At 53.6% G+C, this 25682-nt stretch carries 23 protein-coding genes and 1 pseudogene; 21 read left to right on the top strand and 3 right to left on the bottom strand.

The window, feature by feature from the left end; translation table 11 throughout:
* Positions 1-148: 148 nt before the first annotated feature.
* The 13 genes from B0W44_RS16710 to B0W44_RS16650 all read left to right on the top strand — a co-directional run bounded on the left by B0W44_RS16710 (position 149) and on the right by B0W44_RS16650 (position 12825).
* Positions 149-1234, top strand: a complete 1086-nt coding sequence (locus B0W44_RS16710; protein ID WP_077721014.1) for a substrate-binding domain-containing protein — start codon at positions 149-151, stop codon at positions 1232-1234.
* Between the two features lie 258 nt (positions 1235-1492).
* Positions 1493-2974 (top strand): sugar ABC transporter ATP-binding protein, encoded by a 1482-nt coding sequence (locus tag B0W44_RS16705; protein WP_077721013.1) that lies wholly within the window; start codon positions 1493-1495, stop codon positions 2972-2974.
* Positions 2975-2979: 5 nt separating this feature from the next.
* Complete coding sequence (locus B0W44_RS16700) at positions 2980-3939, top strand: ABC transporter permease (RefSeq protein WP_077721012.1); 960 nt, start codon at positions 2980-2982, stop codon at positions 3937-3939.
* A gap of 22 nt (positions 3940-3961) precedes the next feature.
* On the top strand, positions 3962-4993 hold the full coding sequence (locus B0W44_RS16695; RefSeq protein WP_077721011.1) for a zinc-dependent alcohol dehydrogenase: 1032 nt from the start codon (positions 3962-3964) through the stop codon (positions 4991-4993).
* A 13-nt stretch (positions 4994-5006) separates the two neighbouring features.
* Positions 5007-6032: a zinc-dependent alcohol dehydrogenase gene (locus B0W44_RS16690; protein ID WP_228441294.1), complete on the top strand. Its 1026-nt coding sequence runs from the start codon at positions 5007-5009 to the stop codon at positions 6030-6032.
* A gap of 119 nt (positions 6033-6151) precedes the next feature.
* A complete protein-coding gene (locus B0W44_RS16685) occupies positions 6152-7108 on the top strand; it encodes a phosphoglycerate dehydrogenase (RefSeq protein WP_228441697.1) in 957 nt (318 codons plus the stop codon).
* A 2-nt stretch (positions 7109-7110) separates the two neighbouring features.
* Positions 7111-8079 (top strand): phosphotriesterase family protein, encoded by a 969-nt coding sequence (locus B0W44_RS16680; protein WP_228441290.1) that lies wholly within the window; start codon positions 7111-7113, stop codon positions 8077-8079.
* 15 nt (positions 8080-8094) lie between these two features.
* Complete coding sequence (locus B0W44_RS16675; protein ID WP_077721008.1) at positions 8095-9036, top strand: hypothetical protein; 942 nt, start codon at positions 8095-8097, stop codon at positions 9034-9036.
* A gap of 21 nt (positions 9037-9057) precedes the next feature.
* Positions 9058-9636, top strand: a complete 579-nt coding sequence (locus tag B0W44_RS16670) for a glucose-6-phosphate isomerase family protein (RefSeq protein ID WP_077721007.1) — start codon at positions 9058-9060, stop codon at positions 9634-9636.
* Between the two features lie 15 nt (positions 9637-9651).
* On the top strand, positions 9652-10293 hold the full coding sequence (locus B0W44_RS16665; RefSeq protein ID WP_077721006.1) for a bifunctional 2-keto-4-hydroxyglutarate aldolase/2-keto-3-deoxy-6-phosphogluconate aldolase: 642 nt from the start codon (positions 9652-9654) through the stop codon (positions 10291-10293).
* A gap of 260 nt (positions 10294-10553) precedes the next feature.
* Entirely contained in the window at positions 10554-11210 is a 657-nt protein-coding gene (locus B0W44_RS16660; protein ID WP_077721463.1) for an amino acid ABC transporter permease, read from the top strand.
* A gap of 6 nt (positions 11211-11216) precedes the next feature.
* On the top strand, positions 11217-11939 hold the full coding sequence (locus B0W44_RS16655; protein WP_077721005.1) for an amino acid ABC transporter ATP-binding protein: 723 nt from the start codon (positions 11217-11219) through the stop codon (positions 11937-11939).
* A 40-nt stretch (positions 11940-11979) separates the two neighbouring features.
* Positions 11980-12825, top strand: a complete 846-nt coding sequence (locus B0W44_RS16650) for an ABC transporter substrate-binding protein (RefSeq protein ID WP_077721004.1) — start codon at positions 11980-11982, stop codon at positions 12823-12825.
* Positions 12826-12940: 115 nt separating this feature from the next.
* Here B0W44_RS16650 and B0W44_RS16645 read toward each other — a convergent pair whose 3' ends face one another.
* Complete coding sequence (locus B0W44_RS16645) at positions 12941-14590, bottom strand: PucR family transcriptional regulator (protein WP_077721003.1); 1650 nt, start codon at positions 14588-14590, stop codon at positions 12941-12943.
* Between the two features lie 182 nt (positions 14591-14772).
* Between B0W44_RS16645 and B0W44_RS16640 the strand changes: the two are divergent.
* The 5 genes and pseudogenes from B0W44_RS16640 to B0W44_RS16620 all read left to right on the top strand — a co-directional run bounded on the left by B0W44_RS16640 (position 14773) and on the right by B0W44_RS16620 (position 20066).
* A pseudogene (locus B0W44_RS16640) lies at positions 14773-16138 on the top strand (aspartate aminotransferase family protein).
* Between the two features lie 37 nt (positions 16139-16175).
* Entirely contained in the window at positions 16176-16868 is a 693-nt protein-coding gene (locus B0W44_RS16635; RefSeq protein ID WP_077721002.1) for a CoA transferase subunit A, read from the top strand.
* Positions 16869-16882: 14 nt separating this feature from the next.
* Positions 16883-17545, top strand: coding sequence for a 3-oxoacid CoA-transferase subunit B (locus tag B0W44_RS16630; RefSeq protein WP_077721001.1), 663 nt, complete (start codon positions 16883-16885; stop codon positions 17543-17545).
* A 28-nt stretch (positions 17546-17573) separates the two neighbouring features.
* Positions 17574-18761, top strand: coding sequence for a thiolase family protein (locus B0W44_RS16625; RefSeq protein ID WP_077721000.1), 1188 nt, complete (start codon positions 17574-17576; stop codon positions 18759-18761).
* 30 nt (positions 18762-18791) lie between these two features.
* Positions 18792-20066, top strand: a complete 1275-nt coding sequence (locus B0W44_RS16620) for a peptidase (protein ID WP_077720999.1) — start codon at positions 18792-18794, stop codon at positions 20064-20066.
* 302 nt (positions 20067-20368) lie between these two features.
* Here the strand turns inward: B0W44_RS16620 and B0W44_RS16615 are convergent, their stop codons facing one another.
* Entirely contained in the window at positions 20369-21112 is a 744-nt protein-coding gene (locus B0W44_RS16615) for a sigma-70 family RNA polymerase sigma factor (RefSeq protein ID WP_418304108.1), read from the bottom strand.
* Between the two features lie 243 nt (positions 21113-21355).
* On the opposite strand from B0W44_RS16615, the gene B0W44_RS16610 reads away from it, so the two are divergent.
* Complete coding sequence (locus tag B0W44_RS16610; RefSeq protein ID WP_077720997.1) at positions 21356-21568, top strand: hypothetical protein; 213 nt, start codon at positions 21356-21358, stop codon at positions 21566-21568.
* A gap of 6 nt (positions 21569-21574) precedes the next feature.
* Here the strand turns inward: B0W44_RS16610 and B0W44_RS18710 are convergent, their stop codons facing one another.
* Complete coding sequence (locus B0W44_RS18710) at positions 21575-22345, bottom strand: VanZ family protein (RefSeq protein ID WP_228441287.1); 771 nt, start codon at positions 22343-22345, stop codon at positions 21575-21577.
* A gap of 241 nt (positions 22346-22586) precedes the next feature.
* Here B0W44_RS18710 and B0W44_RS16600 point away from each other — a divergent pair, with 241 nt between their 5' ends.
* Together B0W44_RS16600 and B0W44_RS16595 are read left to right on the top strand one after the other, a co-directional pair.
* Positions 22587-23318 (top strand): glycerophosphodiester phosphodiesterase, encoded by a 732-nt coding sequence (locus B0W44_RS16600; protein ID WP_335582673.1) that lies wholly within the window; start codon positions 22587-22589, stop codon positions 23316-23318.
* Between the two features lie 235 nt (positions 23319-23553).
* The gene (locus tag B0W44_RS16595) at positions 23554-25290 is read left to right on the top strand and encodes a phospho-sugar mutase (RefSeq protein WP_077720995.1); all 1737 of its coding nucleotides are present in this window, start codon (positions 23554-23556) and stop codon (positions 25288-25290) included.
* The last annotated feature ends 392 nt before the right edge of the window (positions 25291-25682 follow it).

Here is a 25682-nt window from a genome sequence, read left to right as displayed (position 1 = left end):
GAAAAGTCGCGAATGAAGGAAATTCTTAACACCCGCAAAAAGGTATTGAAACCACTAACAAAAGCTTGTATAGTATTAGTAGAAAATTGTAATGTAGTAACATTACAATCCAATAATGTTATTAACAAAATTCAATAGGAGGACGACCATGAAAAAGAAGGGGCTAGTTTTAGTATCTCTCGTTTTGGCATTATCCATGTTCTTGGCTGCCTGCGGTAACGGCGCCGATGACGGAGGAGCGACCGAAGGCAGTAACGGCGGCGAAGAAGGTGAAAAGTTTGAAATCGGTTTTGCGATTAAGACGCAAGATTCGCCATATTTCGTAACTCTCGTGGAAGCGGTTGAACAGTACGCTGAAGAGCAAGGTTGGGACGTGACCGTCCTCGATGCGAACGGTGACGTTTCACAAGAGGCGGCTAACATCGAGACGTTTGTCTCACAAGGCAAAGACTTGATCTTTATTGATGCTATCGAGCCGGATGCTGTCGTTCCGAGCATTAATATGGCAGCAGAAGCCGGAATCGGCGTCATCAACCTTGACAGCGGTGTGTCTGAAGAAGCGAACGACATTACGACTGTTTACTCCGACAACCGTCAAAATGGCCGTCTCGTCGGTCTTGCCTACGCCGAAAAGATGGGAGATGAAGAGATTAAGGCGATCATCTTGAGCGGTCAGAAGGGGAACGTAGCCGGTTACGAACGCCGCACGGGGCTCTTTGCCGGTATCCTTGAAGGGAAGCTTGGCGTGTCTGAAGAGGAAGCTTGGAAGCTTGCCGAAGAGTTCGAGGAAGAGCTGAGCTCCAAAGGAAAGGCGACGAATGAAGAAGCGAAGTTCTCCGTTGTCGGGCAAGGCTGGGGTGCCTGGACCGAGGAAGAAGGTCTAGCGGCGGCTGAGGACCTGATTACGGCGAACCCGGACCTGACGACCGTGTTGGGCGAGAACGACCAGATGCTCTTCGGCGCGATGACAGCTCTTGAAAACGCTGGAATCGAAGGCGTGGACATGGTAGCGGCAGCTGACGGTGCGCAGAAGGCGTTCGACCTGATCAAAGAAGGAAAGTATTTTGCAACGGGACTGAACAGCCCGTACCTGGTCGCAGAGAAAGGGATTGAAATCGCTAAAGAAATCTTAGTAGATGGAAAAGATCCGGAAAGCTATCCTGAAGTGACGCTGACGGAGCCCGCGGCGATCACGCAAGAAAACGTTGACGAATACTACGACCACGGATTCTAACGGCATCCTGACTTCTTCGCAATTGAAGAATCCCTCCTTGTCGCAGGGAGGGTTTCTTTTCGGAAAAGGCGATATTTCAGGAGTGTTGATGATGACGGTGGCGTAAGATTTTGCGCGTGCGGGTATAACAAGTGGGGGGACCCTGGAAGCGTGGGGCATTCTGATGGGGCTCCCTCGTTGCCCGTGAAAATCACAACCCTCAGATAGGTTCGTCAACAGACCCGCGGAGAAAGAGCCGAAGGAAGGAGAAGGCTTACAATGACTCCTGACTACATTGTGCAAATGAACCACATCTCGAAACACTTCGGAGGCGTCACGGCTCTGGATGATGTAAAGCTCAATGTCGTGCGTGGCGAGATCCATGCCCTCATCGGAGAGAACGGCGCGGGGAAGTCCACGCTGATCAAAATTTTGGCCGGCGCGTATCCGAAGGATGAAGGGACGATTATCATCGACGGTCAAGAGGTTACGGCCGCTACGCCGCGCACTATGATCGACATGGGAGTATCGGTCATCTATCAGGAGTTCATGTTGGCACCGGATCTCACGGTCGCAGAAAACATCTTTATCGACAACATGAATGAATCCGGCCCGTTCATCAACTGGAAAGAGCTGAAAAAACGGGCGAAGGAGCAGCTTGAGAAGATCGGCTTCGGCCACATTGACCCGGGCAAGAAAGTCGGAGAACTCAGTGTGGCTTACCAGCAGATCGTCGAAATCTGCAAGTGCCTGGCGAAGAATTCGAAAGTGCTCGTCTTCGACGAGCCGACAGCCGTGCTCACCCATTCGGAGACAGAGAAGCTCCTGGAACTCATCCGCAAGTTGAAAGAGGACGGTGTCACCATCCTCTACATTTCACACAGGCTGGAGGAGCTGTTTGCCATCAGCGATCGGATCACGGTACTGAAGGACGGCAAGTATGTGGACACGGTCGACACCTCGTCGATCACGAAAGAAGAGCTCGTCACGATGATGGTCGGCCGCAAAATCGAGCAACTGTTTCCGGAACGGCATGCTGAAATCGGCGAGGAGATTCTTCGAGTGGAGAATCTGAGTACGGCGGATCTCGTTGAGAACGTATCCTTCTCGTTACGTAAAGGAGAGGTCCTAGGATTCAGCGGCCTCGTCGGCTCCGGACGGACGGAGACGATGCGCGCGATTTTCGGCGCCGACCGGAAGACGTCTGGCAAAGTATGGCTCTTCGGTGAGGAAGTCAACATTAAAAATCCGAAGCAGGCCATTGAGCTGGGCATCGGGTTTCTGCCAGAGGACAGAAAGACGCAAGGGTTGCTTTTAAAACAGTCGATCCGCATCAACACCACCCTCGTCTCCCGACAGGGAAACGGGTTTATCAACCACAGGAAAGAGCAGCAAGAGGTCAGGTCGCTCCTGGCGCAGATCGCCACGAAGTATGGCTCGACCGAAGACAATGCCAACAGTTTGAGCGGTGGAAACCAGCAAAAAGTTTCGCTCGCGAAATGGCTCGCCATTGATACGAAGCTGATCATACTGGACGAGCCGACGCGAGGTGTTGACGTCGGGGCGAAGACGGAAATTTATCGGATCATCAACGAATTGGCTGAGAGAGGCGTCGGAGTCATTATGATCTCATCGGAAATGCCGGAAATCATCGGCACGTGTGACCGCGTCATCGTCATGCGAGAGGGCCGGATTACCGGTGAAGTCACGAAAGAAAACCTCACGGAAAACAATTTAATCAAACTCGCGATGGGGGTTTAGTATAGATGGAAGAAACGAAAAAGGGATTCGATTGGAAAGAATTCTTAATCAACAACAACACGTTTATCATCTTGTTGTTGTTGATCATCGTGAGCGCCTTGCTGTCCGATACGTTCCTGACGACGATGAACGTGCGCAACATTTTGCTGCAACAGGCCGGCCCGATCCTGGTAGCCATCGGTCTCTTATTCGTCATCCTGGCCGGCGGCATCGACTTGTCAGTCGGTTCGATCATGGCACTCGGTGCCACTCTTTCCGCGATCTTGATTACGGACGTCGGGCTCCACTTCTCAGCCTCCATCGGAATAGCCGTCCTCGTGGGCCTCGCCTTTGGGATGATGTCTGGGGTGCTCGTCGCCTATGCCGGCATCCAGGGGTTTGTCGCCACACTGGCCACGATGACGATTGCCCGGGGGCTTGCGTTCGTCTTGACGGAAGGCCGTCCTATTAAGATTGAGACGGGAACGATCGACACACTCGTGAGCAAGACCTTCATGTATCCCATCATTTGGATGACGTTCATCCTCATCGTTGTCTTTTTGATTATTCACCGCTACACGGGCTACGGCCGCAAGGTCATCGCCATCGGCAGCAACGAGACGGCTCTAGAACTCGCCGGTGTCCGCACGAAGCGTTACGTCATGTCGACTTATGCCCTTTCCGGTGCACTGGCGGCACTTGCCGGGGTTTTCGTGGCCGCTCGTTCGTCGACGGGAAGCGCGACGGTCGGGATGGGGCAAGAGCTCGACGCGATTGCGGCTGTCGTGATTGGCGGGGCGAGCCTGATGGGGGGCCGCGGATTCGTCATGAACACGGTCGCAGGAGCCCTCATCCTCGGGCTCATCGGCAACATCATGAACTTGATGGCCGTGCCGTCCTATCCGCAGGATATTATCAAAGGGATTATCATCATTGTCGCCGTACTGCTCCAGATTGCGACAAGCAAGAAAGACCGAACAGTATAGACAAGAAGCGGGAGGCTTTGAGATGAAGGCGCTGGTTGTAACGGAAGAAGGTCGCCTCACGGTTGAAGAGATCGATCGGCCGGAGATTTCAGAACGGCAGGCGCTAGTCAAGACCGTGAGCTGCGGGATCTGCGGGACGGATGCGACGATTATCCGTCAGGCGTTTAAAGGGTTCAAGCCGTCCCATTACCCGCTCGTCTTAGGTCACGAAGGGGTCGGGGAGGTTGTAGAAGTCGGCGCCGCCGTGAAGAGCTTCAAGCAGAGACCGCGTCATCCTTCCGTTCGTCCCCAATCCGTCGAAGGACGGCCGACCCCTGCACGCCGGATGGGGGCCTTCAGCGAGTACGGGATTGTTGACGATGCGGCGGCATACAGCCCCGGTGAGGCGCCGGAAGCGGCGGCCGCCCAGCAGAAACTCCCACGTTTTATCGACAAGCATGAGGCGCCTGTCCTCGTGACACTGCGGGAAGTGCTGAGCACGATCCGGTACTTCGGCATTCGGCCGGGCGAGTCGGTCGTTGTCTACGGGAGCGGCCCAGTTGCCATGACGTTCGTCAAGCTGCTCCGACTCTTGGGCGTCGACGAAGTAACGGCGGTCGTCCGGAGCGCGAAGAAAGCGGAGCTGATGAAGGAATTCGGAGCTGCCGCCTGCATCGTCAGTACGGAAGAGGATGTCAAAAAACAGATCCGTTCACACTATCCGAACGGTGTTGCTTACGTCCTCGATGCGGTCGGGTCGGAATCCATCATCAATGAAGGGATTTCACTGCTCCGGGATCGCGGCGAGATTCTCTGCTACGGCGTCCCTAAGGTAAACCACATGGAGCTCGATTGGACGGATGCACCGTATAACTGGAAACTGAACTTCCAGCAGATGCCGTACAAGGAGGAAGAGGCTGCCTGCCACGAGCAGGTACTTGAGTGGGTGGCGGACGGAAAGCTGGTGTTGTCGGATTTTATCTCGAAAATGGTGGGCTTCGAGAGCGTGCTGGACGCGTTCCAGGAGTATCTGGACGGCAAAACGATGAAGAAAGTGATCATCACATTTGAATGACGGGGTGAAAGCGATGAAAATGAGACAGGCGGTCATGACGGAGCCGGGAAAAATCTTGTTTCGAGAAGTTGACGTTCCGGAAGTCGGAGAAGGACAGATCAAGATTAAAATTAAAAACATCGGCGTCTGTGGCTCGGATATTCACGTCTATCACGGACAGCACCCGTACACGTCCTATCCCGTCGTGCAGGGGCACGAAATTTCAGCGGAAGTCATTGAAGTGGGGAAGGGTGTGGAAGGCATCGAGCCCGGCGACAGAGTGACCATCCAGCCGCAAGTCGTCTGCGGTAAATGTTTCCCTTGTCAAAACGGTATGTATCACGTCTGTGAAGAGCTGAAGGTGATGGGCTTTCAGACGACGGGCATGGCGAGCGACTACTTTGTCGTAGACGCCGACAAGGCGACGATTCTCCCAGAATCCCTCAGCTATGAAGAAGGAGCGATGGTCGAGCCGCTCGCGGTCGCCGTCCACGCAGTACGCCGCGTTCCATCGGTTGAAGGGCTGAACGTCCTCGTCATCGGAGGCGGGCCGATCGGAAACCTGGTGGCCCAGACGGCTAAAGCTTTCGGAGCGGCGAACATCGTCGTATCCGAACTGAGCGAAACCCGCCTCAAGATGGCGGAGCAGTGTGGCCTCGATACGATCAACAGCAAACGCGAAGACCTTGTGGAAGGTATTGGGCGCCATTTCGGTGAGCGCAAGGCGGACGTTATATTTGAATGCGTCGGTTCAAGTTTCACTGTCGCTCAGTCCATCGAAGTGGCGCGGAAAGGGAGCACCGTCGTCATCGTCGGTGTCGTCCCAGACTTGACGAAAGTGAACATGGGCTTCGTGCAAGACCACGAATTGACTGTTTTGGGCAGTGCGATGTACCAGGCGGTTGATTTTGACAGGGCCGTGGACTTGATCAATGCCGGGAAGGTCGACCTCAAGTCGCTCATCACGAACCGGGTTCGTTTCGAGGATTACGCTGAAGCCTACTCGATCATCGACAACGAGAAGGACCGAGTCATGAAGGTGCTGATCGAGATGGAATAGAATCCCGTCGCATCGCGCAATGGCGCCAGCGGAGCCTTCTCCGTAGCTGACCTTGCGCATTTTGAACTAGTTTGAATGTCATGACATAGTGACATGGACGCACATCAACCGAAATGCAGGTGAGGCGATTGGCAAAGAAGGTTCTGATCACCCCGAAATCCTTTCAAAAGTACAAGCAGAAGCCCATTGAGATGCTGGAAGCTGCCGGGTACGAAGTCATTTTGAACACAACCGGCCGGACTCTGACGGAGGATGACATTGTCGACACGGCGAAGGTTGGCGTCGTGGGCATTATCGTTGGCGTTGACCCGCTGCCGGCCCGGGTGCTTGATTCGTGCCGGGATCTCCGGGCAGTGTCGAAGTACGGCGTCGGGATGGACAACATTGACCTCGATCGGGCAGTCGAACTCGGCATCAAAGTGAAGAATGCCGTGGGGACGAACAGCGTTTCCGTCGCGGAGCTGGCCATTGGCCTCATGTTTGAAAGTGCCCGTCGACTGTCTGAACACATCAACACCGTGAAGAGCTCCGGCTGGGACCGGACGATGGGCATCGAGCTTTCGGGAAAGCACCTGGCCGTCATCGGCGGGGGCCAGATTGGAAAAGAAGTCGCCAAGCGGTGTCGGGGACTCCAGATGGACGTCACCATCTACGATCCGTACTTTAATGACCCGGGGTTTCTTGTGGAGTACGGGGTCGAGCGCTCCGAAGATTTCGACGCCCTGATACGCTCGGCGGACGTCGTCACCCTTCACCTTCCGGCGACGGAGGAGACGAAGCACATGATGGACGACGACGTCTTCAGCAAGATGAAACCGACGGCCATCCTAATCAACACGGCGCGCGGCGAACTGGTGGACGAACAGGCGCTGTATGAAGCTCTGTCGAGGGGGCAGATCGCCGTCGCCGCCCAGGACGTGTACTCGAAAGAACCGCCGGAGGAAGGGGACCCTCTCCTCTCCCTGCCGAACTTTCTGCTTACGCCGCACTTAGGTGCTTTTACGAAGGAAGCGGTGGAGCGGATGGCTGTGCGATCGACTGAAAACTTGCTCGAGATGCTGAAAGGCGGTGAATGACGGTGGTAGCAGCAGGCCGGGTGGTCACGACGGTTCGAGGAGACGTCCCGGCATCGGACATCGGCCCTTGTCACAGCCACGAGCACTTGTTCATCAAGAAGGGACAGCCGGAACAGCTCGATCCTGCCCTCGTCCTCGATGACTACGACAAGACAAAAGAGGAAGTGGAGAGGTTTAAGGAACTTGGTGGGAAGACGATAGTCGACGCCCAGCCGGTCGGGAGCGGCCGCGATGCTGCGCTCCTCCTCCGGCTGTCCGAAGAGACAGACGTCCACGTTTTGTCGTGCACCGGCTTCCACAAGCTCGAATTCTATCCGAGCGGGCATTGGATACACGACACGTCCGAGGAGGAGCTGAGGGAGCTGTTCAAGAGTGAAATCGAAAACGGACTGTATGCTGACGGCGAAGACGCGTGGCCGAGGGAGCGGCTCAACGCGAGGGCCGGTCTGATCAAGACGGCGGCCGATGTCGGCGGGACAATAGGTAAGTATTTCAGACTGTTCCGTGCAGCCGCTGCCGCATCCCTCGAGACTGGGACCCCGATTATGAGCCATACGGAGCTGGGACACAACGCCCTTGATCAGATCAAACTCTACACTGACTTAGGTGTTCCGGCGGACCAGCTCATCATCTGTCACCTCGACCGGAAAATGGAGAATGCCGATTACTTGCTTCACGTCGCGGGGACTGGTGTCTACGTCGAGCTCGATACAATCGGTCGGTTCAAGTACCACACAGATGAAGAAGAAGTACAGCTGATTCGGATGCTGATCGACCACGGCTACGAAGACCAGATATTGTTAGGACTCGATACGACCCGGAAGCGGATGAAGAGCTACGGGGGGGAGATCGGACTCGATCACCTGCAGAGATCGTTCCTTCCGATGCTTCGGCAGTCAGGGGTGACGGAGCAGCAGATGCACAAAATGATGCACACCAATCCAGCGAAGGCGTTCAGCAAGCGATCCTGAAAGGAGCATTTGGAAATGAATCTGCTGGAAAAGGCAACGGTACCGACCATGTATTTCATCGGAGTGACGACGACGAATTCTTCCATCATGAAACTGTTTCCAGAGTGGGCGAAGGCGCTCGACTTGAACGAAGCTGTCTTGAAAGGGATCGACCTCGAAATTCACGCTGATCCGAAGGAATACCGGGAAGTCGTAGAATTTATTAAGAACGATGAACTGTCTCTCGGGGCGCTCGTCACGACTCACAAGATTGACCTGTACAAAGCTGCAAAAGACCTTTTTGATTACCTGGATCCGTATGCCCAGATGTTCGGCGAGTTGTCGTCGATCTCGAAGCGAGACGGCGCACTGCGGGGTCATGCAAAAGACCCGATCACAAGCAGGCTGGCGCTGGAGCGGTTCGTGCCGGACGGCTACTGGAAAGAATACGGCGGGGAATTGCTCCTGTTGGGGGCGGGCGGAAGCGCGATCGCCATCTCTTCTGCACTCCTTGACAGGCAACACGGGGACGACATCCCGTCAAGCGTCAAAATGACCGACATCGACGAGCGTCGGCTGGCCGAGGCCGAAAAGATCATCCGCAAGGTGAACCCGGATGCGAAAGTAGAATGCCGTCTGGCGACGGGATCGGAGGAGAACGGGCGCCTGTTGGAAGGGCTGAAGCCGCGTTCCCTCGTCGTCAACGCCACCGGGATGGGGAAGGACCGTCCGGGTTCGCCGCTTCCGGACAGGGCGAGGTTCCCGCAGGACAGCCTTGTCTGGGAGCTGAACTACCGCGGGGAGCGAGACTTCATGCACCAAGCCCTCGCGCAAAAAGACGAGCGGAACTTGCACGTCGAGGACGGTTGGATCTACTTCTTGCACGGCTGGACACAGGTGATGGCCGAAGTTTTCGACATTGAGATTGACGCAGAGCAGTTTGACCGGATCGAGCAGCTGTCTAACAAGATCAGATAATGTGTCAGGAGGAGAGGAACCATGACCCAGACTAACCTTGCAAATGCTACGTTGTTCGACTTGAAGACGGGACTGTCGAAGGAGGAGAAGACGAAACAGCGCCACCTGTCCGACATGACGAAGATGTTTTACGATACGAAGGCGCTCCAGGAAGAAATGGAAGCCGGCCACGATGCCCTCGTCTACGAATACTACGACCTCGACCTGCCGAAGACGGACGGGGACATCCAGTACGGCACGAGCATCGTCTATCCAGGTACTGTCGGCGACGAGTACTACATGACGAAAGGGCATTACCACGAAGTTCTGGAAACGGGGGAAGTGTACTTCTGCATCAGCGGTGAAGGGTATCTGTTGATGGAAAACCCGGAAGGCGAGTGGGAAATCGAGAAGTTCGTTCCAGGTCGCGCCGTTCATGTGCCGCCGCGCTACGCCCACCGCAGCATCAACACCGGCAAGGAGCCGCTCGTCACGTTTTTTGCGTTCCGTGCCGACGCTGGCCACGATTATGGCACGATCGAGGCGAAAGGGTTCCGAAAGCTCGTCGTCGAGCGGGACGGCAAGCCGGAAATCATCGACAATCCGAAGTGGCAGAAGTAAAGGTTGGAGATCGTGATGCGAAAGCGGGACATTCTGGCGAAAATAGAAGAGAGCGGTTTGGTCGCAGTCGTCCGGGCAGATGATGCCGATCAGGCCAAGCGGATTGCGGAAGCAGCGTTGAACGGAGGCGTGGCGTCCGTCGAGATCACGTACACGGTACCGGGTGCAACAGACGTCATCAAGGAGCTGAGCGCCGCGTTTGGCGAAGACCTCGTCGTCGGAGCCGGTACAGTGCTCGATGGGGAAACGGCCCGCATTGCCATCCTGGCCGGTGCGAAGTACGTCGTGAGCCCGTACCTCGACGAGGACACAGCACGGCTGTGCAATCGGTACCAGATCCCGTACATGCCAGGGGTGATGACGGTCAAGGACGTCGTACGCGGGCTTGAGTGCGGCGCGGAAGTGCTGAAAGTGTTCCCGGGCGAACTGATGGGCCCAAACGTGATCAAGGCGATGAAAGGCCCGATCCCGCAGGCCAACCTCATGCCGACGGGCGGGGTCTCAGTTGACAACGTCGGCGACTGGATTCGCGCGGGCGCTGTCGCCGTTGGAGCGGGCAGCAGTCTGATCGGCAAGCCGGAAGTGGACGGCTACGAGAAAATCACAGAAACCGCCAAACAGTTTATGGAACAGATTAAACTGGCGCGGAGTGAGTGACTGGACGAACGAAAGCCACCCGCATCATTCTGTCACGAATGATGCGGGTGGCTTTATTTTTGTCGGCAACGCGCCTCCTTGCTCCTCACCCTTTTTTCTTTAACCGTTTATACACATCGTATAAAAAATGGGAGTGACTTTATGCACGGTTGCACAATAGTGGGGCCTGTCTCCGGTGTGCTATTATTTCTATATAGAATGTTACGTATCTTTGCACATGATACCGCAAAAAACAAAGGGTGTGAAAAAGTCCAGTCATGATGGAAACCTTTTTCGAAAGCTTTGCCCGCACTTTTGTAGGTTTTGTACAGGCGACCGGGGTGACGTTGCAATTAACTGTGACCTCCCTCTTATTAGCGTGTGTCATCGGTCTCCTCTTTGCCTTTATGAAATTATCCCGCTACCGACTTTTGCGCTTAGTTGCGGACGCTTACATCGGCTTAATCAGGGGAACCCCGCTCATTGTGCAAATTATGTGGCTGTACTTCGGCATTACGAACCTCCTCGTGCTGTCTAAATTTTGGGCAGGTGTTCTCGCCCTCGCCATCCACAGCGGAGCGTACATTGCAGAAATATTCCGGGGGGCGATACAGTCCATCGACAAAGGGCAAATGGAAGCAGCCCGCTCGCTGGGCATGTCTCACACTCTGGCCATGCGGCGCATTATACTGCCGCAGGCGTTCAGACGTGCGATTCCGCCCCTTGGCAACCAGTTTATCATCGGCTTGAAAGACTCGTCCCTCGTGGCGTTTATCGGCGTTCAAGAAATTTTTAACGTATCGATGAGCGAGGCCGCTGCCACGTTTCGGCAGCTAGAGTTTTACACCATTGCCGGCCTGTACTATTTAGTTTTGGTCATCGTGTTTACGTTGATCGTGAACCGACTTGAGAAGAGACTGGACCGTAGAAATAGGTGATGGAACATGGTCAAAGTGGAAAATGTGCACAAATACTTTGGGCCCCTTCACGTGTTAAAAGGGGTGCATTTGGAAGTAGAACCGCAAGAAGTCGTCGTGTTACTGGGAGCCAGCGGATCTGGAAAAAGCACTTTACTCCGTTGCCTTAATTTTCTGGAAATAGCAGACGAAGGGAAGATTTGGCTGGACGGTCAGTTTATCGATCCGGTGAAAACAGATTTAAACCGGGTGCGTACGGATATCGGCATGGTATTTCAACACTTCAATTTGTTTCCGCACATGAGTGTCCTGGAAAATGTTATTGAAGCACCGGTACACGTCAAAAAGGTGCCCCGAGAGGAGGCGAGAGAAAACGCTTTATCGTTGTTGCGGAAAGTGGGCCTGGAAGATAAGAAAGATGTCTACCCTGACGCCTTATCTGGAGGTCAAAAACAACGGGTCGCCATCGCCCGCTCCCTGGCCATGAACCCACGGGTGATGCTCTTCGATGAACCGACGTCTGCACTCGATCCCGAATTAGTCGGTGAAGTGCTACAGGTGATGAAAGAGCTGGTAGAAGACAGCATGACGATGGTGGTGGTGACGCATGAAATAGGCTTTGCCCGGGAAGTGGCAGACAGGGTTGTCTTTATGGATGATGGCCAAATTGTAGAAGAAGCGGAGCCTGAACAGTTTTTTGCTCAACCGCAACACCCGAAGGCTCAGCAGTTTTTGAGCAGGGTGTTGTAAAGAAATACAGTTTCACACTGATGAATGAGGAGGAGACGACATGTTTCAGCGAAAGTATTGGGGTCTTGCTTGTGTGTTACTGTTGTCTGTCGTCGTCATCGCTTGCGGCAGCGCAGACAGTGAGAGCGGAGCAGCAGGCGGCAGCGGGGCGGAGGTGACAGGTGAGGAAAGTGCTGACCAGGAGACAGAAGGCGCAGTGGAAAATGACAAAGTGTTTACGTTTGCCATGAGCGGTCTGTACCCCCCTTTTAATTACCAAGAAGGCGGCGAGTTAGTCGGATTTGACGTAGAAATTGGACAAGCTCTCGCTGAAAAGATGGGGATGGAAGCCGAACCGGTCACGAATCCGTGGCAGACGATTTTAGCCGCACTGAATTCAGGCAAGTTTGACGCCATCATCGGCAGCATGGCGATAACGGAAGAACGAGAAAAAGAGGCGGATTTTTCCAACCCGTACTATGAATCCGGTGCCCAAATATTTGTCGCGGAAGACAATGACGCGATTCAGTCAGAAGAAGATATAACCGGTAAAAAGATCGGGGTCGTCGTTTCCAGCACGTTTGAAGAAGTTGCGAAAGAATACACAGATCACGTTGACACTTACGACAGTGACGTGACAGCACTTCAAGACTTGTTAGTCAAAGGCCGTCTCGATGCCGTCATTACCGACGAGCTGGTCGGAAAACACGCCATACACGCAAACGGGCTTGATATAAAGCCTGTCGGGGACCCTTTGTACGTCGATCAAATGGGAATTCCCGTACAAAAGGGCAACGAGGAACTGTTGGAGAAAATCAATAAAGCGCTGGAAGAGATCATGAACGACGGCACGTACGCTGAGATTAGCGAGAAATACTTTGGAGAAGACATCTCTAAAGACCTATAAAAGGTCAGAAGAGGTAGCCGGTGAAATGCAAATCAAGTGGAGGGAAACGGCTCATTTTCCTCCACTTGATTCATTTTATAGGGATCAAAATCTGAGGGTCGATCCTCCTCTTTTGTCAAAGGAGCTTTTTCTCCATCAGTTGAACGAGTTTGTGAGCTAATACCGCCAAGTGCAGCTTCATGCGGTCGTCGGGAGAATCGAGGCAGAGGCCGGTCTTTTTTTCGATCTGGATGAGGCGGTATTTGAGTGTGTGTCGATGAATGTACAAGTGGTTCGCGGTCTGTTGCATGTTCTGGTTGTGGTGGAGGTAAGTCTCCAACGTGATCAGCAGTTCGCGATTCCGCTTGTCGCCATTTAAGAAGCTGCTTAAGGGGTCTTCGTAAAGATCGCGAAGCTCGACTCCCTTTTCTCTCAATGTGAGTAAGAGGTGGTACATCCCGAGTTCATCGTAATGAGTGACGGGTGCCAGGTTCGGTAACAGCTCCCGGAGGGTCACGGCGTAGTCGGCCTCTTTCGCGCTTTCAGCTATGCGGTCTATGTGGTCGTACGTGCGGCCGATTCCGATGACGATCGGGTTGCGAGGAAAGAAACGGTTCCAGTAATCGAGTATTTCCCGACTCAAGTGGACGGTTTTTTGTTTAGCTGTGCGGTCAGGTTGACGGTTCACTTCGAGGAGGACAAGGTACCCGTTGTGCTTGTTCCGAACGATGAAGTGCGTGCCGTTGTAACTCAACACGTGGTGGATCACGTCGTACAGCCGCTTGACGATGTGGGTCTCTCCAGTGTGGGGGCTTTGAATTTGAACGTTTAATACGGCCTTCCCTTTTGTTAGATCAAGGCCGAAGTTTTTGGCGCGCTGCACGACAGAATGCCGATTTTCGCGGTCCGGACGCATTATGTCGTCAAGGAAATCGCCTTGCAAGCGCATGTGGGTTTCTTCGACAGCCTGCGCTTTTAAGTATTCAATGGCATACACCGTCGCTGCGTGCTCAATGGCGACGGTATCCATGTCTTCCCACTGGGATTCTTCTTTGACAGCGACGACGTAACCGAACGTCGTCTCTTCGGTGCCGATGCGCCGCGTGTGGACTTTGTGAGATTGCAGCACGTATTCTCTGAAGGCTTCTGAATGGCGTTCAGGTTGGAAGGACAACGGGACTTGCTCATCGTCAATGATCAATGTGTGCTCGTCTGACCACCGGATTGTGTCGTGGCGAATGGCGTGGTGCGTGATATGCCCGAAGCTCGTGTAGACGATAATGCTTCCGTCGATTAAATTGGACAGAGTCTCGGTAATGCCGTTTAGTCCTTTGTTGCTTAAGGCGAGGGCGGTTAACTGCCGGTGAATGTTGAGTGAATAGCGGAGTAAACGCATCTGGTTGTTGACAATTTGTTCTAAGATCGCCTTTGTAATCATGGAGAAGTTCAGACTGGTCGGAATTTGTATCAGCGGCAGATGGTGGTCGTTGGCGGCTTCGATAAACGCCGGCGGAATCTCTTGTAAGTAAAAGCCGGTATAAATGGCAACGCCGGACAACTTCTTCATCGAGATGAGACGCTGAAACTGGCGTTGTTTTTCCTCACTTTCCATGAGACCGAACCCGGTCGTAATGAGAAATTCCCCGTCCTGCAGCCGGTTAATGTCCTCCAGTACTTCGACGATCGTCACCCATTCAATCATGTTGTCTAGTCCGTCGAACCCTGCGACCAGTTTTGTTTGCGACATGACCGGAAGTTGAAGCGCTTCCCGAATGCTGATCGCCATACTGCATCGTCCTCACATCCTTGGTAGTCCCTATCTTAGTGCAAATCCCATTCTCTGACAATGTTTTATACAAAGTGTACAAAAATCGCCTGCGTTTTTCTAAACGCGGGACGAATAGAAAAGGGAATGCGCCCGTACTATGATGAGGTTAACATCGATGCTTTGAAGGGGAACACATTCAGATGACAAACACCCATTTGATCAAACCGGTTTTGGACGACGACTATCCCGTTGTGGATTACGGCAAGGGGGTCTATCTATACGACAGGACAGGCAAACGATATATAGACGGTTCGTCTGGTGCCGTGACTGCCAGTATCGGCCACGCGGTGCCGGAGATTGTTCATGTCATGAAGACCCAGGCGGAGAAAGTGTCGTTCGTGTTTCGTTCTCAATTTACGAATGAACCGGCTGAGCGCTTGGCGGAACAGTTGAGCAACCTTGCGCCCGGTCATTTAAATTGGGCGTTTTTTGTGAACAGCGGTTCTGAAGCGACGGAAACCGCCATGAAAATCGCCATTCAGTATTGGCAAGAAAGAGGGATGCCCCAAAAAAACAAAGTGTTATCTCGCTGGATGAGTTACCACGGGATGACGCTTGGCGCTTTGTCAATGTCAGGGTACGTCGCCAGGCGGGAACGCTTCTTGCCGCTGTTGCACGACCTGCCGTCTCTGTCGGCCCCCTACTGTTACCGGTGTCCATTTAACCAAACGTATCCGGGTTGCCGTTTGTTGTGTGCAAAGGAACTGGAGTTAGCCATTAAACGGCTGGGGCCAGATCATGTCGCCGCTTTTATCGCCGAGCCGATTATCGGTGCTGCAGGGGGTGCCATCGTCCCGCCGCCGGAGTACTACCAGCACATTAAAGCGATCTGTGACAAGTACGACATCTTGTTTATTGCCGATGAAGTGATGACCGGTATTGCCCGGACAGGGAAAATGTTTGCGATCGACCATTGGGGGTCGTACCGGATATGATGACCCTCGGAAAGGGCATGAGCGGCGGGTACACCCCTATTGCGGCAACTCTCGTGAGTGACCGGGTGATGGAGACGATTCTGGCTGGGTCGAAATCGATCATGGGAGGACATACGTACAGCGCCAATCCACTGTCAACGGCTGTCTCCCTCGCCGTATTACAATACGTCCAGAAACATCAACTGGCGCAGAAGGCTGAAGAAAGCGGGCAGTATGTAATGGAGAAACTGCAAGTCCTTCGACGGAAGTATGACATGGTAGGCGACATTCGGGGAAAAGGACTTCTCATCGGGATAGAGTTTGTGGCTGATCGGGAAAGAAAACAGCCCTTTCCCCGCAGCGAAACCACGTTGACTGACCGGGTCGTGAAGCAGGCCGCGCAAAACGGATTGTTGCTTTATCCCGCTGCAGCGGGGCTGACCGGAACAGAGGGTGATGCGATTCTCGTGGCCCCCCCTTGACGATTGAGAAAGACGAGATAGATGAGCTGATCGCCTTGCTGGATCAAACGCTGGCGGACGTCGAATCGTGGGTGAACCGTTATAACGTCTCTGATCAGCGTCGTGCGTAAAACGGAGCCATTTCTGTCATGAAAGGGGTGGAGAACAGTGAAACGCGGTAAAGTGGGAGAGATCGGGGAAGCCCTCGACCGCATTCGGGACGGGTGTACGCTCATGTACGGCGGATTTGGCGGTGTGGGGACGCCGCCGACACTTGTGGACGGCATCCTCGCCAAAGGTGTCCAGGATTTAGTCCTGATTGGGAATGACGCCGGATTTCCCGATATCGGGATTGGCCGGTTAGTCAGTGCCGGCCGGGTTCAACACCTCATCACTTCCCACATCGGCTCCAATCCGGTTGCCGGGAAACTGATGAACGAGGGAAAGATGAAAGTGGAATTTTCCCCCCAAGGCACGTTAGCGGAGAGGATCCGCGCAGGAGGCATGGGTTTGGGCGGGATTTTAACGGATGTGGGAATCGGAACGATGGCTGACAAGGGGAAAGAAAAGGTCGTCGTCTCGGGAAAGACGTTTTTGGTTGAACCGGCGCTGACGGCGGAGATTGCTATCGTCTACGCCAAAAAGGCCGACACGTTCGGCAACCTCGTTTACGACAAGAGCGCCAGAAACTTTAACCCCCTTGTGGCGATGGCGGGGGCATATACGATTGCCGAAGCGGAAGAAATCGTCCCTGCCGGGACGCTGAATCCGGAGGACATTGTCACGCCGGGCATCTTTGTGGACATGGTGGTACAGAGTAGCGGCATCTCCTGGAAGTGGGCTTGGGAGAAAATGGGGTAGAAAGGCGGGGGAACATGGCAAGTCGACAATCGGTCCGTGAACGCATTGCGAGGCGAGCTGCCCGTGAAATTGAAGACGGCATGATCGTGAATTTAGGGATTGGCATTCCGACGCTCGTCGCGAACTACATCCCTTCACACCTTCACGTGACGTTCCATGCAGAAAATGGCATCCTCGGGACAGGGCCTTCACCGGCTGAAGGGGAGGAAGACCCGCACTTGTGTAACGCCGGGGGCGAACCGATCACAGTCGTGGAAGGGGCGTCTTACTTTGACAGTGCGACGGCGTTCGGCATGATCCGCCGGGGATACATCGACATCACGATTATCGGGGCGCTCCAGGTGAGCGAAAAGGGCGACCTCGCCAACTGGATTGTTCCCGGAAAACGCGTTCCCGGGATGGGGGGCGCCATGGAACTGGCCCAAAAAGCAAAAAAAGTGATCGTCTTGATGAACCATACGAACAAAGACGGCCAGCCCAAAATCGTTCGAACGTGTACGCTTCCCCTGACGGCACCGGAGTGTGTGGACATGATCATAACGGAGATGGCCGTGATGGAAGTGGAGGATGGGATACTCGTGTTAAGAGAAGTGATGGCCCCGTATACGGTGCACGATGTGATAGACCGTACGGAAGCGTCACTGGAAATACCGGACCATTTATTGAATATGTCGTAAACCAGGCGAACGAAAGAGGGGAATGACATTGAAAGATGTCGTCATTGTCGGGGGCGTTCGGACGGCGGTCGGCGCTTTCGGAAAAGCGTTGCGGTCCGTTCCGGCTCACACTTTAGGAAAAACGGTACTCGAAGCCTTAATGGAACGAACGAATGTGCCGAAAGAATGCGTCGGTGAAGTCGTATTTGGACACGGCTACGTCCACGGCGGCGGGCTGAACTCGGCGCGCATTGCCTCTCAGCGAGCAGGATTTCCGTCTCGCGTCCCAGCCCACGTCGTCATCAAAGCGTGCGGCTCGAGCTTGAAAGCGATTGCCAATAGCGCGTTAGCCATCGCTGCCGGGCAGGAAGACGTCGTCGTCGCCGGAGGCGTCGAAAGTATGAGCAACGTTCCGTACATCGTAAAAAACCGCTGGGGGAGCAAATACGGGCATATCCAAATGGAAGACGCCCTGCTGTCGGACGGTCTCGTCTGTTCGCTGGTCCATGAACACATGGGACTGACCGCCGAACGGTTAGCGGAGCGTTACGGCATTAGCCGGGAAGAACAAGACCGATTCGCCTACGACAGTCACCGGAAAGCGGTCCAGGCGATGGAAGAAGGCCGTTTTCGCGATGAAATCGTTCCAGTTGAAGTGAAAGACCGGAAAGGGGATGTCGCGATCTTTGATCAGGACGAATCGGTCCGAAAAGACACCACGATGGACGGTTTACAAAAGCTTCGGCCGGTATTTAAAGAAGGAGGCACGGTAACGGCGGGCAATGCGTGCCCGATGAATGACGGCGCTGCCGCAGTGCTGATGATGAGCGAAGAAACGGCAGTGTCGAACGGGTTTCAGCCGCTGGTAAAGATCAAAGCATTTGCGAGTGCCGGCGTGGAACCGGATGTGATGGGGATCGGTCCCGTTCCCGCGGTAAAAAAAGCGTTGAATTTGGCCGGTTTAACGTTGAAAGACATCGGGTTGGTCGAATTAAACGAAGCGTTTGCCGCACAGGCACTAGCTGTCATAAAGGAACTGGAATTGAATGAGAGGATCGTGAATGTGAACGGCGGTGCCATCGCATTGGGACACCCGGTCGGTGCCACCGGCGCCAAATTGACCGTAACTCTCATGAATGAAATGCTCCGTTCGAACATCCGGTACGGGTTAGTCACGTTGTGTATGGCCGGTGGCATGGGCATGGCCGTCGTTTACGAAAACATGCGTGTTGCGTAGAAAACGTTTTGTGAGAGGGGAGTCAGGAATATGTCAATTGATTGTGACGACATTCACCGTTGGATGACAGACCATCGCAACGAGGGCATCGCCCTTTTACAGCGAATGGTACAGGAAGCGAGTACACAAGGAAACGAATCTGGCGTGCAGCAGATAGTCGCGGAACAGTTGGAGCGGCTCGGTTTTGAAGTCGACATGTGGGAACCGGGTGGCGACGCATTGCTGGAGCACCCGTACTTTGCGTCACCGCGACGTACGTTTTCAAATAGCCCCAACGTGGTAGGGGTGTTGAAAGGCACTGGAGGCGGCCGGTCGATCATATTGAACGGACATGTCGATGTCGTTCCCGAAGGGGACACTTCCCAATGGGAGCATCCCCCGTACAGCGGGGAAGTTGTAGGAGAAAAAATGTACGGACGCGGTGTCACCGACATGAAAGGGGGAAACGTGTCCCTCTTCCTGGCGCTCCAGTGCCTCAAGGATTTAGGGGTGACCTTGAAAGGCGATGTGATCTTACAGAGCGTGGTGGAAGAAGAAAGCGGCGGAGCGGGGACGCTGGCTGCTGTGCTCCGCGGGTACAAAGCTGATGCAGCCCTCATCCCAGAACCGACGAACATGCGCATTTTTCCGAAACAGCAGGGGTCCATGTGGTTCCGCCTCTACGTGGCAGGCCGTTCAGCCCACGGCGGGACACGGTACGAAGGGGTCAGCGCCATTGAGAAAAGTGTCAAGGTGCTGCAACACATCCGGGAACTGGAGAAAGTGAGAAATGCCAGAATCCGTGATCCGCTGTACGAGAGGACGCCGATTCCTCTCCCTATTAATGTCGGTGTCATCGAAGGCGGGAAATGGCCGTCTTCCGTCCCCGACCTGGTGAGACTTGAAGGGCGGATGGGCGTTTCTCCCGATGAAACGATGGAGCAAGCCCAAGAGGAGATGGAACACTGGCTAAAGAAACTGCATCAAGAGGACGGGTGGTTTCGGGAGTATCCCATTCAAATCGAGTGGTTCGGCGCCCGGTGGTTGCCAGGGGCGATTGATACAGACCACGCCTTTATGCGTGTATTGGTGGAACAGTATCGGCACGTGTTGGGCCAAGAGCCGGTGCTGGAAGCTTCTCCGTGGGGGACCGATGGCGGATTGTTAACACAAGTGGGCGATATTCCGACGGTCGTGTTTGGCCCCGGCGCGACAGAGGTGGCCCACTATCCGAACGAGTACATCGTGTTGGACAACGTGTTTCAGACAGCTGAAATTGTGGCCATGACGTTAATTCAGTGGTGCGGGCTAACCGATAACGATTAGTGGGTCTTAAAAAAACGGTTCCGCGATTTCGCCAATTGAGGAATTATGGCAATTCTTTCGCGTTCAGGGATGGAGGCCGCCAGGTCAGCTGGTCTGATCAACATTCTAACTTCTTCGGTGGTGCGCAAATACCGATTTTAAGTGTAGTCGGTCTTAATAAAAGGGATATTTAGGCTATGGCATCCTAATTGAGCTGACAGGTTGGAATTTTAACTTAGCATGCTGTTGTACTTCTTTTATGGAATTGGGGAGAAGGTTTTATGGTAACGTATTTTTTGCCGGGGCGGCCGCCACTCCGGCTGTTATATGCACATCTTGTCATAGCCGTTTTCAGTACAGCTTAACGCCTTTCGTAATTTCTTGAGGGCGTTTTTCTCAATTTGGCGAATGCGTGACGGCGTAACACCGTAGGTATCGCCAATTTCCTCAAGTGTCTTAGGCCGATCGCCGCACAGGCCAAACCGACCGATTACCACATTCCGCTCACGGGGGTTTAAACAACGGGCTATTGCTCGATACAATTGTCTTTGCCTGTCTCGCCGTTCTGCCAGTAATGCAGGATCGACAAAATGGCTCGAAAAACCACCAGCGACAAAATGGGTTTCGCCTGACACGAAGGCTTCAGCGTCCCGATCTTCTCGATCAGAAGGGCGGTGATCGAGGGATGTCATGTTGAAAAACTGCTGTTCTACCCTTTTGGCCTGTTTGTAAACCGCTAACGGGATGTCCAGCTGTCGGCAAATCGCTGTCGCGTTGACCTTTCCGTGTTTAGAGATATAGCGGTGCTCGGCTTGTTTGACCTTCAACACGGTTTCCACCATGTGGACCGGTATGCGGACCGTTGTGCCGGTATTGATGATGGCTCTTGCAATCCGCTGCTGAATCCACCAATAGGCGTACGTCGAAAAATGAACTCCCCTCGCCTCATCAAACTTCTCTATTGCCTCTATCAATCCGAAAACTCCTTCAGAGACCAAGTCTTCAAAGTCTAACTGATGGTCGATATAATGTCTGTATCCAGCTGCAACCTTGCGCACGAGCCCCATGTTGCGGCGGATGAGTTCGGCGAAAACAGCAGGGTCGCGTTGGGTGCGGTATTCTTTTAAACACTTTGTGATGTCGTACGTTTCTTCCTCGGATGGCATGACAGCTTCATACCTTTCTTGTCTTTAGGTTCTGAAGGTTTCGGCTTTAGATGCTTTGGGTCATCATAACCCTTCCATGGTGACCAATTCGGTCAGCAAACGCGTGTTTGGGAATTTAAAATGATGCAATGGGGAGGGCGTTTAGTGAAGAAGATGAAGAACGCACGGTTCGGCAGTCGCCATGGGAAAGTGGAGGAAATTTTAAATGTTCACAAATTGCTAACCCATCACGTAATTTACACATTGGTATGGCTCACCTGCGCGGCAGTATTAGGAGGCATTATTTTTAGAATGGCAAGGTATTTGTGGAGCCACAGAGAAAAAAATATCACGCAGCGGGAAGTACGCTTCTGGTGAACGCGACTATCTCTTATGAAACGTGTGACCACTCGGTGAATGGTGCTGTTTTGAAGGCGCGAAGGTGCGGGTGACAGCGCGCAAAATGCGGTTGACGTTAGAGCGGCGGTTGTTGCCAAAATAGGAGCGATAGACGATGAACGAGACAACGCAGACGCCGATGACGTCCTTTAACACATCCACGATGTCCGCAGAGCGCGACGGAACGAAGAACTGGTGTAATTCGTCCACTCCCCCGTACGCGATGGCCAACACAACGGCGATGCAGTTCCGCCGGTGGCTTAAAGGACCGAATGTCAAGAAAGCCAGTATCGATAATGCGTATAGGATGGCAAACTCCACCAAATGCAGGCTTTCTTTGATCACGCTGTCGTACGGTCCCAGTTGGACGACGGCATCACTCGGTTGACTGGAAAGATGCCAGATCACTCCCATGTAGGCGAAAGGCGACAAACGGAGAATCCAACGACCAATTGTGAGAAGCCCTGTCACTAGCGTCTTCATGAGTGTTGGCTTTGTTCCCTTTCTTCTGCATTCTTTTTTATCCCCTATCTCCAAACCTTCGACCTTTTTCTGTTCGATCCACTCGTCCAGTTTCCGTTCAAAGTTCGTGAGCATTTCCATGTCCCATCCTTTCTTTTCTTTGATCCTTGTCGCAAGCTCATTTGCTGCCAGTTGGCCATCCGGTGGTAAACGCCTAAGATGGGTTGTATCTGAACTAAACGGCTTGCGTCGATGGACTGATCCCAGTCCCGATGGATAAAAGAACACCACCATAAGATAAAACCTTTTTTACTGGGTAGCAAGGACTTACACTTTTTGTCGTGTGGATTGTGAAGGTTCGGATGGGGTGTTATTCTATGTCATGATAACATGAGATCCCGTGTCGTGATGCGGTTTTAACTAAACTATTCCGTGTATTTAGGCCGCTGTCGTACGTGGCTTGACTCCATATTGGCGTATATAATGGTAATAGCAATACGACCGGCTGGTTGAGGAGAGGGATGATGAGGCCGTGATGAAAATATTAGCTCACCGAGGTTCTTCCGGAACGCATCCGGAGAATACGATGCCGGCTTTTGAAGAGGCGTACCGCGCAGGAGCAGACGGTATCGAGCTGGACGTTCAGATGACGAAAGATGGTGCCCTCGTCATTGTGCACGATGCGAAGGTTGACCGGACGAGCAACGGAACAGGATGGGTGAAAGACTTCACTTTGGATGAAATTAAGGAGTTAGACTTTGGCGGATGGTTTTCAGAGGAGTTCTCCGGGCTCCGCATCCCGACTTTAGAAGAAGTGCTGGACTGGATTTCCGGGACTTCACTGGAGCTGAACATTGAGTTAAAGAACGGGGCCGTGCGCCACGCCGGACTAGAGGATGGCGTGGTGCGACTAGTACGGCAATACCGGATGGAAGAGCGGGTGATCCTCTCCTCTTTCAACCATTACAGCTTGGTCGATGTCCACCGCAACTACTCGGATGTGGAGACGGCCATTTTATTTATGGAAGGCTTGTATGAGCCGTGGCACTACGCTCGGTCGATCGGCGCGAACGGGCTGCACTGCTACTTGCCGGTGGCGGTCCCGGAATTTTTGCAGGGGGCGCAGCAGAATGGCATGCCGGTTCGCCCTTTCACCGTCAACAAGGCGGCACATATTCGCCGTTTCAAGGACGCTGGTTGCGCGGGCATTTTTACCGATTTTCCGGAAAGGGCGGTCAAGATTCGGGACGAATCGTCAGTTGGCTAATTTGAGGACAAACGCAACGGAATGTTCTTCAAACGTCTCGGGTGAATCTTCAACATCTGCCTTAGACACAAGTTCTTGAAGCCCAGTATTTAAAGCAGATTAAATGGACGAAGTGCTTTTTTTCGTAGAATCGGAGGGGTGGATATCGTTGAAATCTGGTGGGCTTTAAGTGAGCCCCTCCTCCCAGTTGTGGTATCATATCAAAGGGAAATACTGGTCGAAAGAGGGAGATTGTGTGGCAACGAGTCTTGAGCTATACCGGAAATGGACAGGCTTTGCCTCTTTGGACGGGGAATTGAAGGCCGAGTTGGAACAGATTCGCGGTGATGAGGAAGCGATTCAAGATCGGTTCTACAAGTCACTGGAATTCGGCACCGGAGGCATGCGCGGTATCATCGGCGCAGGGACCAACCGCATCAATGTGTACACGGTGCGCAAGGCGACGGAAGGGTTGGCCCGCTACCTGTTAAAACAAGGTCCCCATACGAAAGCCCAAGGGGTGGCCATCGCCTACGACTGCCGGTACAAATCGGCTGAATTTGCCGATGAGGCGGCCCTTGTGCTGGCCAGGAACGGGATTAAGGCGTACGTGTTCGACGGTTTGCGTCCGACGCCGGAGCTTTCTTTTGCCGTTCGAGAACTTCAGGCAGCGGCCGGGATTGTCATCACGGCAAGTCACAACCCGCCCGAGTACAACGGGTACAAGGTGTACGGCCCGGACGGTGGGCAAGTGGTGCCGGCTGTGGCTGATGCGATTACAGCAGAATTGGAACAAGTACCGGATGAATTGAGCATAGACGTGATGGATAAACGGGAGGCGGTCGAACGCGGGTTGTATGAAACAATCGGGCAGGACATCGATGACGCTTACCAGCGGCATTTAAAGGCGTTGTCCCTCAATCCCGATGCGATTCGCGAACAACGAGACCTCTGCATCGTGTACACGCCGCTCCACGGGACGGGGTATGTGCCGGTGCGGGAAGGGTTGAAGAACTTCGGCTTTCGCAACGTGGCCATCGTGGAGGAACAGGCGAAACCGGATGCGGCTTTTTCCACAGTGGATTCCCCCAATCCGGAGGAACACGCGGCATTTGCGCTGGCGATGGAGCTGGGAAAAGAGACGGGAGCTGACTTGTTGATGGCGACGGACCCCGACACTGACCGGGTCGGAGTCGCAGTGAAGGACGAAACCGGAGAATACACGGTTTTGACGGGCAATCAGTTGGGAGCCTTACTCTTGGAGTACATCCTCTCCCAGCGACAGGCACAACAGTCGCTGCCTGAAAACGGCGTCGTGCTGAAGACGATTGTCACGTCAGAACTCGGTCGGGACATTGCTTCCCACTACGGTTTGACCACGATTGACACGTTGACGGGATTCAAGTTCATCGGGGAAAAAATAAAAGAATTCCACGAAACGGGTGAACACACTTTTCTTTTCGGTTACGAGGAAAGTTACGGCTATTTGATCGGCGACTTTGCCCGAGACAAAGACGGCGTGCAAGCGTGTCTCATGGCGGCGGAGATGGCGGCTTACTACAAAGCACAGGGCAAGACGCTGTACGAGCAGCTGCAGCACTTGTTTAAAACATACGGATACTATCGGGAAGACCTCGTGTCCCTCACGTTCAAGGGTAAGAGCGGCGCTGAAAAAATGGATGCCATGCTCGATTCCTTCCGCAAAGAGGCGCCGACGGACTTAGCCGGACAACGCGTGACGGTGGCGGAAGATTATTTACACCGTTCCCGCAAACATATCTCGTCGGGGAAAGAGACGGATACGGGCCTTCCGAAGTCAAACGTTTTGCGGTACACGCTGGCAGATGGATCGTGGTTCTGCATTCGACCGTCCGGAACTGAACCGAAGGTGAAATTGTACTTCTCGGTGAAGGGGATATCGGCAGATGATGCAGCGCAAAAGCTCAAAGCGCTTAAGGCAAGCGTTCTGGAGTTGACCGGAATGGCCGAATAAACGATACGTGCTTAAAAGAAGTTTGACGATCTGGAATACTGCCAAGATAAACGGATGATCAATTAAAATTTGTGCGCCCCGTCTCACAGTCAAAGTGAGACGGGGCTTTTTCTGTACGCCCAGCATGGGCGTCATCTATAGGGTGAAAGTCCCGAACGGGGGCTGGCGAGCGCCTACCGTAGTCAAAGGCAAGGGTGTCCGTCGCGAGGCGGAATCTGAAGGAAGCCGGAGACAAACGCACGGGTCAAGGTACACGAACTGGATTTGAGGCAGGATTAGTCGGATGAGTTGCCAGAACACAACGAAATCCAAAGCCGCCAAGGGCTCATCCTGTAAACTCCAGTGATCGCGGGCGGAAAGATGACGCTCTTATCTGGGGAGGCCTGCGGAAC

The organism is Novibacillus thermophilus (assembly GCF_002005165.1).
GTDB lineage: Bacteria > Bacillota > Bacilli > Thermoactinomycetales > Novibacillaceae > Novibacillus > Novibacillus thermophilus.
This window is presented reverse-complemented; position numbering and strand designations above follow the sequence as displayed.

Bases quoted from the DNA above. Each gene is read 5' to 3' on its own strand.
- B0W44_RS16665 (WP_077721006.1), top strand. From the start codon at position 9,652: ATGCGAAAGCGGGACATTCTGGCGAAAATAGAAGAGAGCGGTTTGGTC.
- B0W44_RS16660 (WP_077721463.1), top strand. From the start codon at position 10,554: ATGGAAACCTTTTTCGAAAGCTTTGCCCGCACTTTTGTAGGTTTTGTA.
- B0W44_RS16695 (WP_077721011.1), top strand. From the start codon at position 3,962: ATGAAGGCGCTGGTTGTAACGGAAGAAGGTCGCCTCACGGTTGAAGAG.
- B0W44_RS16655 (WP_077721005.1), top strand. From the start codon at position 11,217: ATGGTCAAAGTGGAAAATGTGCACAAATACTTTGGGCCCCTTCACGTG.
- B0W44_RS16675 (WP_077721008.1), top strand. From the start codon at position 8,095: ATGAATCTGCTGGAAAAGGCAACGGTACCGACCATGTATTTCATCGGA.
- B0W44_RS16645 (WP_077721003.1), bottom strand. From the start codon at position 14,590: ATGGCGATCAGCATTCGGGAAGCGCTTCAACTTCCGGTCATGTCGCAA.
- B0W44_RS16705 (WP_077721013.1), top strand. From the start codon at position 1,493: ATGACTCCTGACTACATTGTGCAAATGAACCACATCTCGAAACACTTC.
- B0W44_RS16615 (WP_418304108.1), bottom strand. From the start codon at position 21,112: ATGGGGCTCGTGCGCAAGGTTGCAGCTGGATACAGACATTATATCGAC.
- B0W44_RS16630 (WP_077721001.1), top strand. From the start codon at position 16,883: ATGGCAAGTCGACAATCGGTCCGTGAACGCATTGCGAGGCGAGCTGCC.
- B0W44_RS16650 (WP_077721004.1), top strand. From the start codon at position 11,980: ATGTTTCAGCGAAAGTATTGGGGTCTTGCTTGTGTGTTACTGTTGTCT.
- B0W44_RS16710 (WP_077721014.1), top strand. From the start codon at position 149: ATGAAAAAGAAGGGGCTAGTTTTAGTATCTCTCGTTTTGGCATTATCC.
- B0W44_RS16670 (WP_077721007.1), top strand. From the start codon at position 9,058: ATGACCCAGACTAACCTTGCAAATGCTACGTTGTTCGACTTGAAGACG.
- B0W44_RS16690 (WP_228441294.1), top strand. From the start codon at position 5,007: ATGAAAATGAGACAGGCGGTCATGACGGAGCCGGGAAAAATCTTGTTT.
- B0W44_RS16700 (WP_077721012.1), top strand. From the start codon at position 2,980: ATGGAAGAAACGAAAAAGGGATTCGATTGGAAAGAATTCTTAATCAAC.
- B0W44_RS18710 (WP_228441287.1), bottom strand. From the start codon at position 22,345: ATGGTGGTGTTCTTTTATCCATCGGGACTGGGATCAGTCCATCGACGC.
- B0W44_RS16620 (WP_077720999.1), top strand. From the start codon at position 18,792: ATGTCAATTGATTGTGACGACATTCACCGTTGGATGACAGACCATCGC.
- B0W44_RS16600 (WP_335582673.1), top strand. From the start codon at position 22,587: ATGAAAATATTAGCTCACCGAGGTTCTTCCGGAACGCATCCGGAGAAT.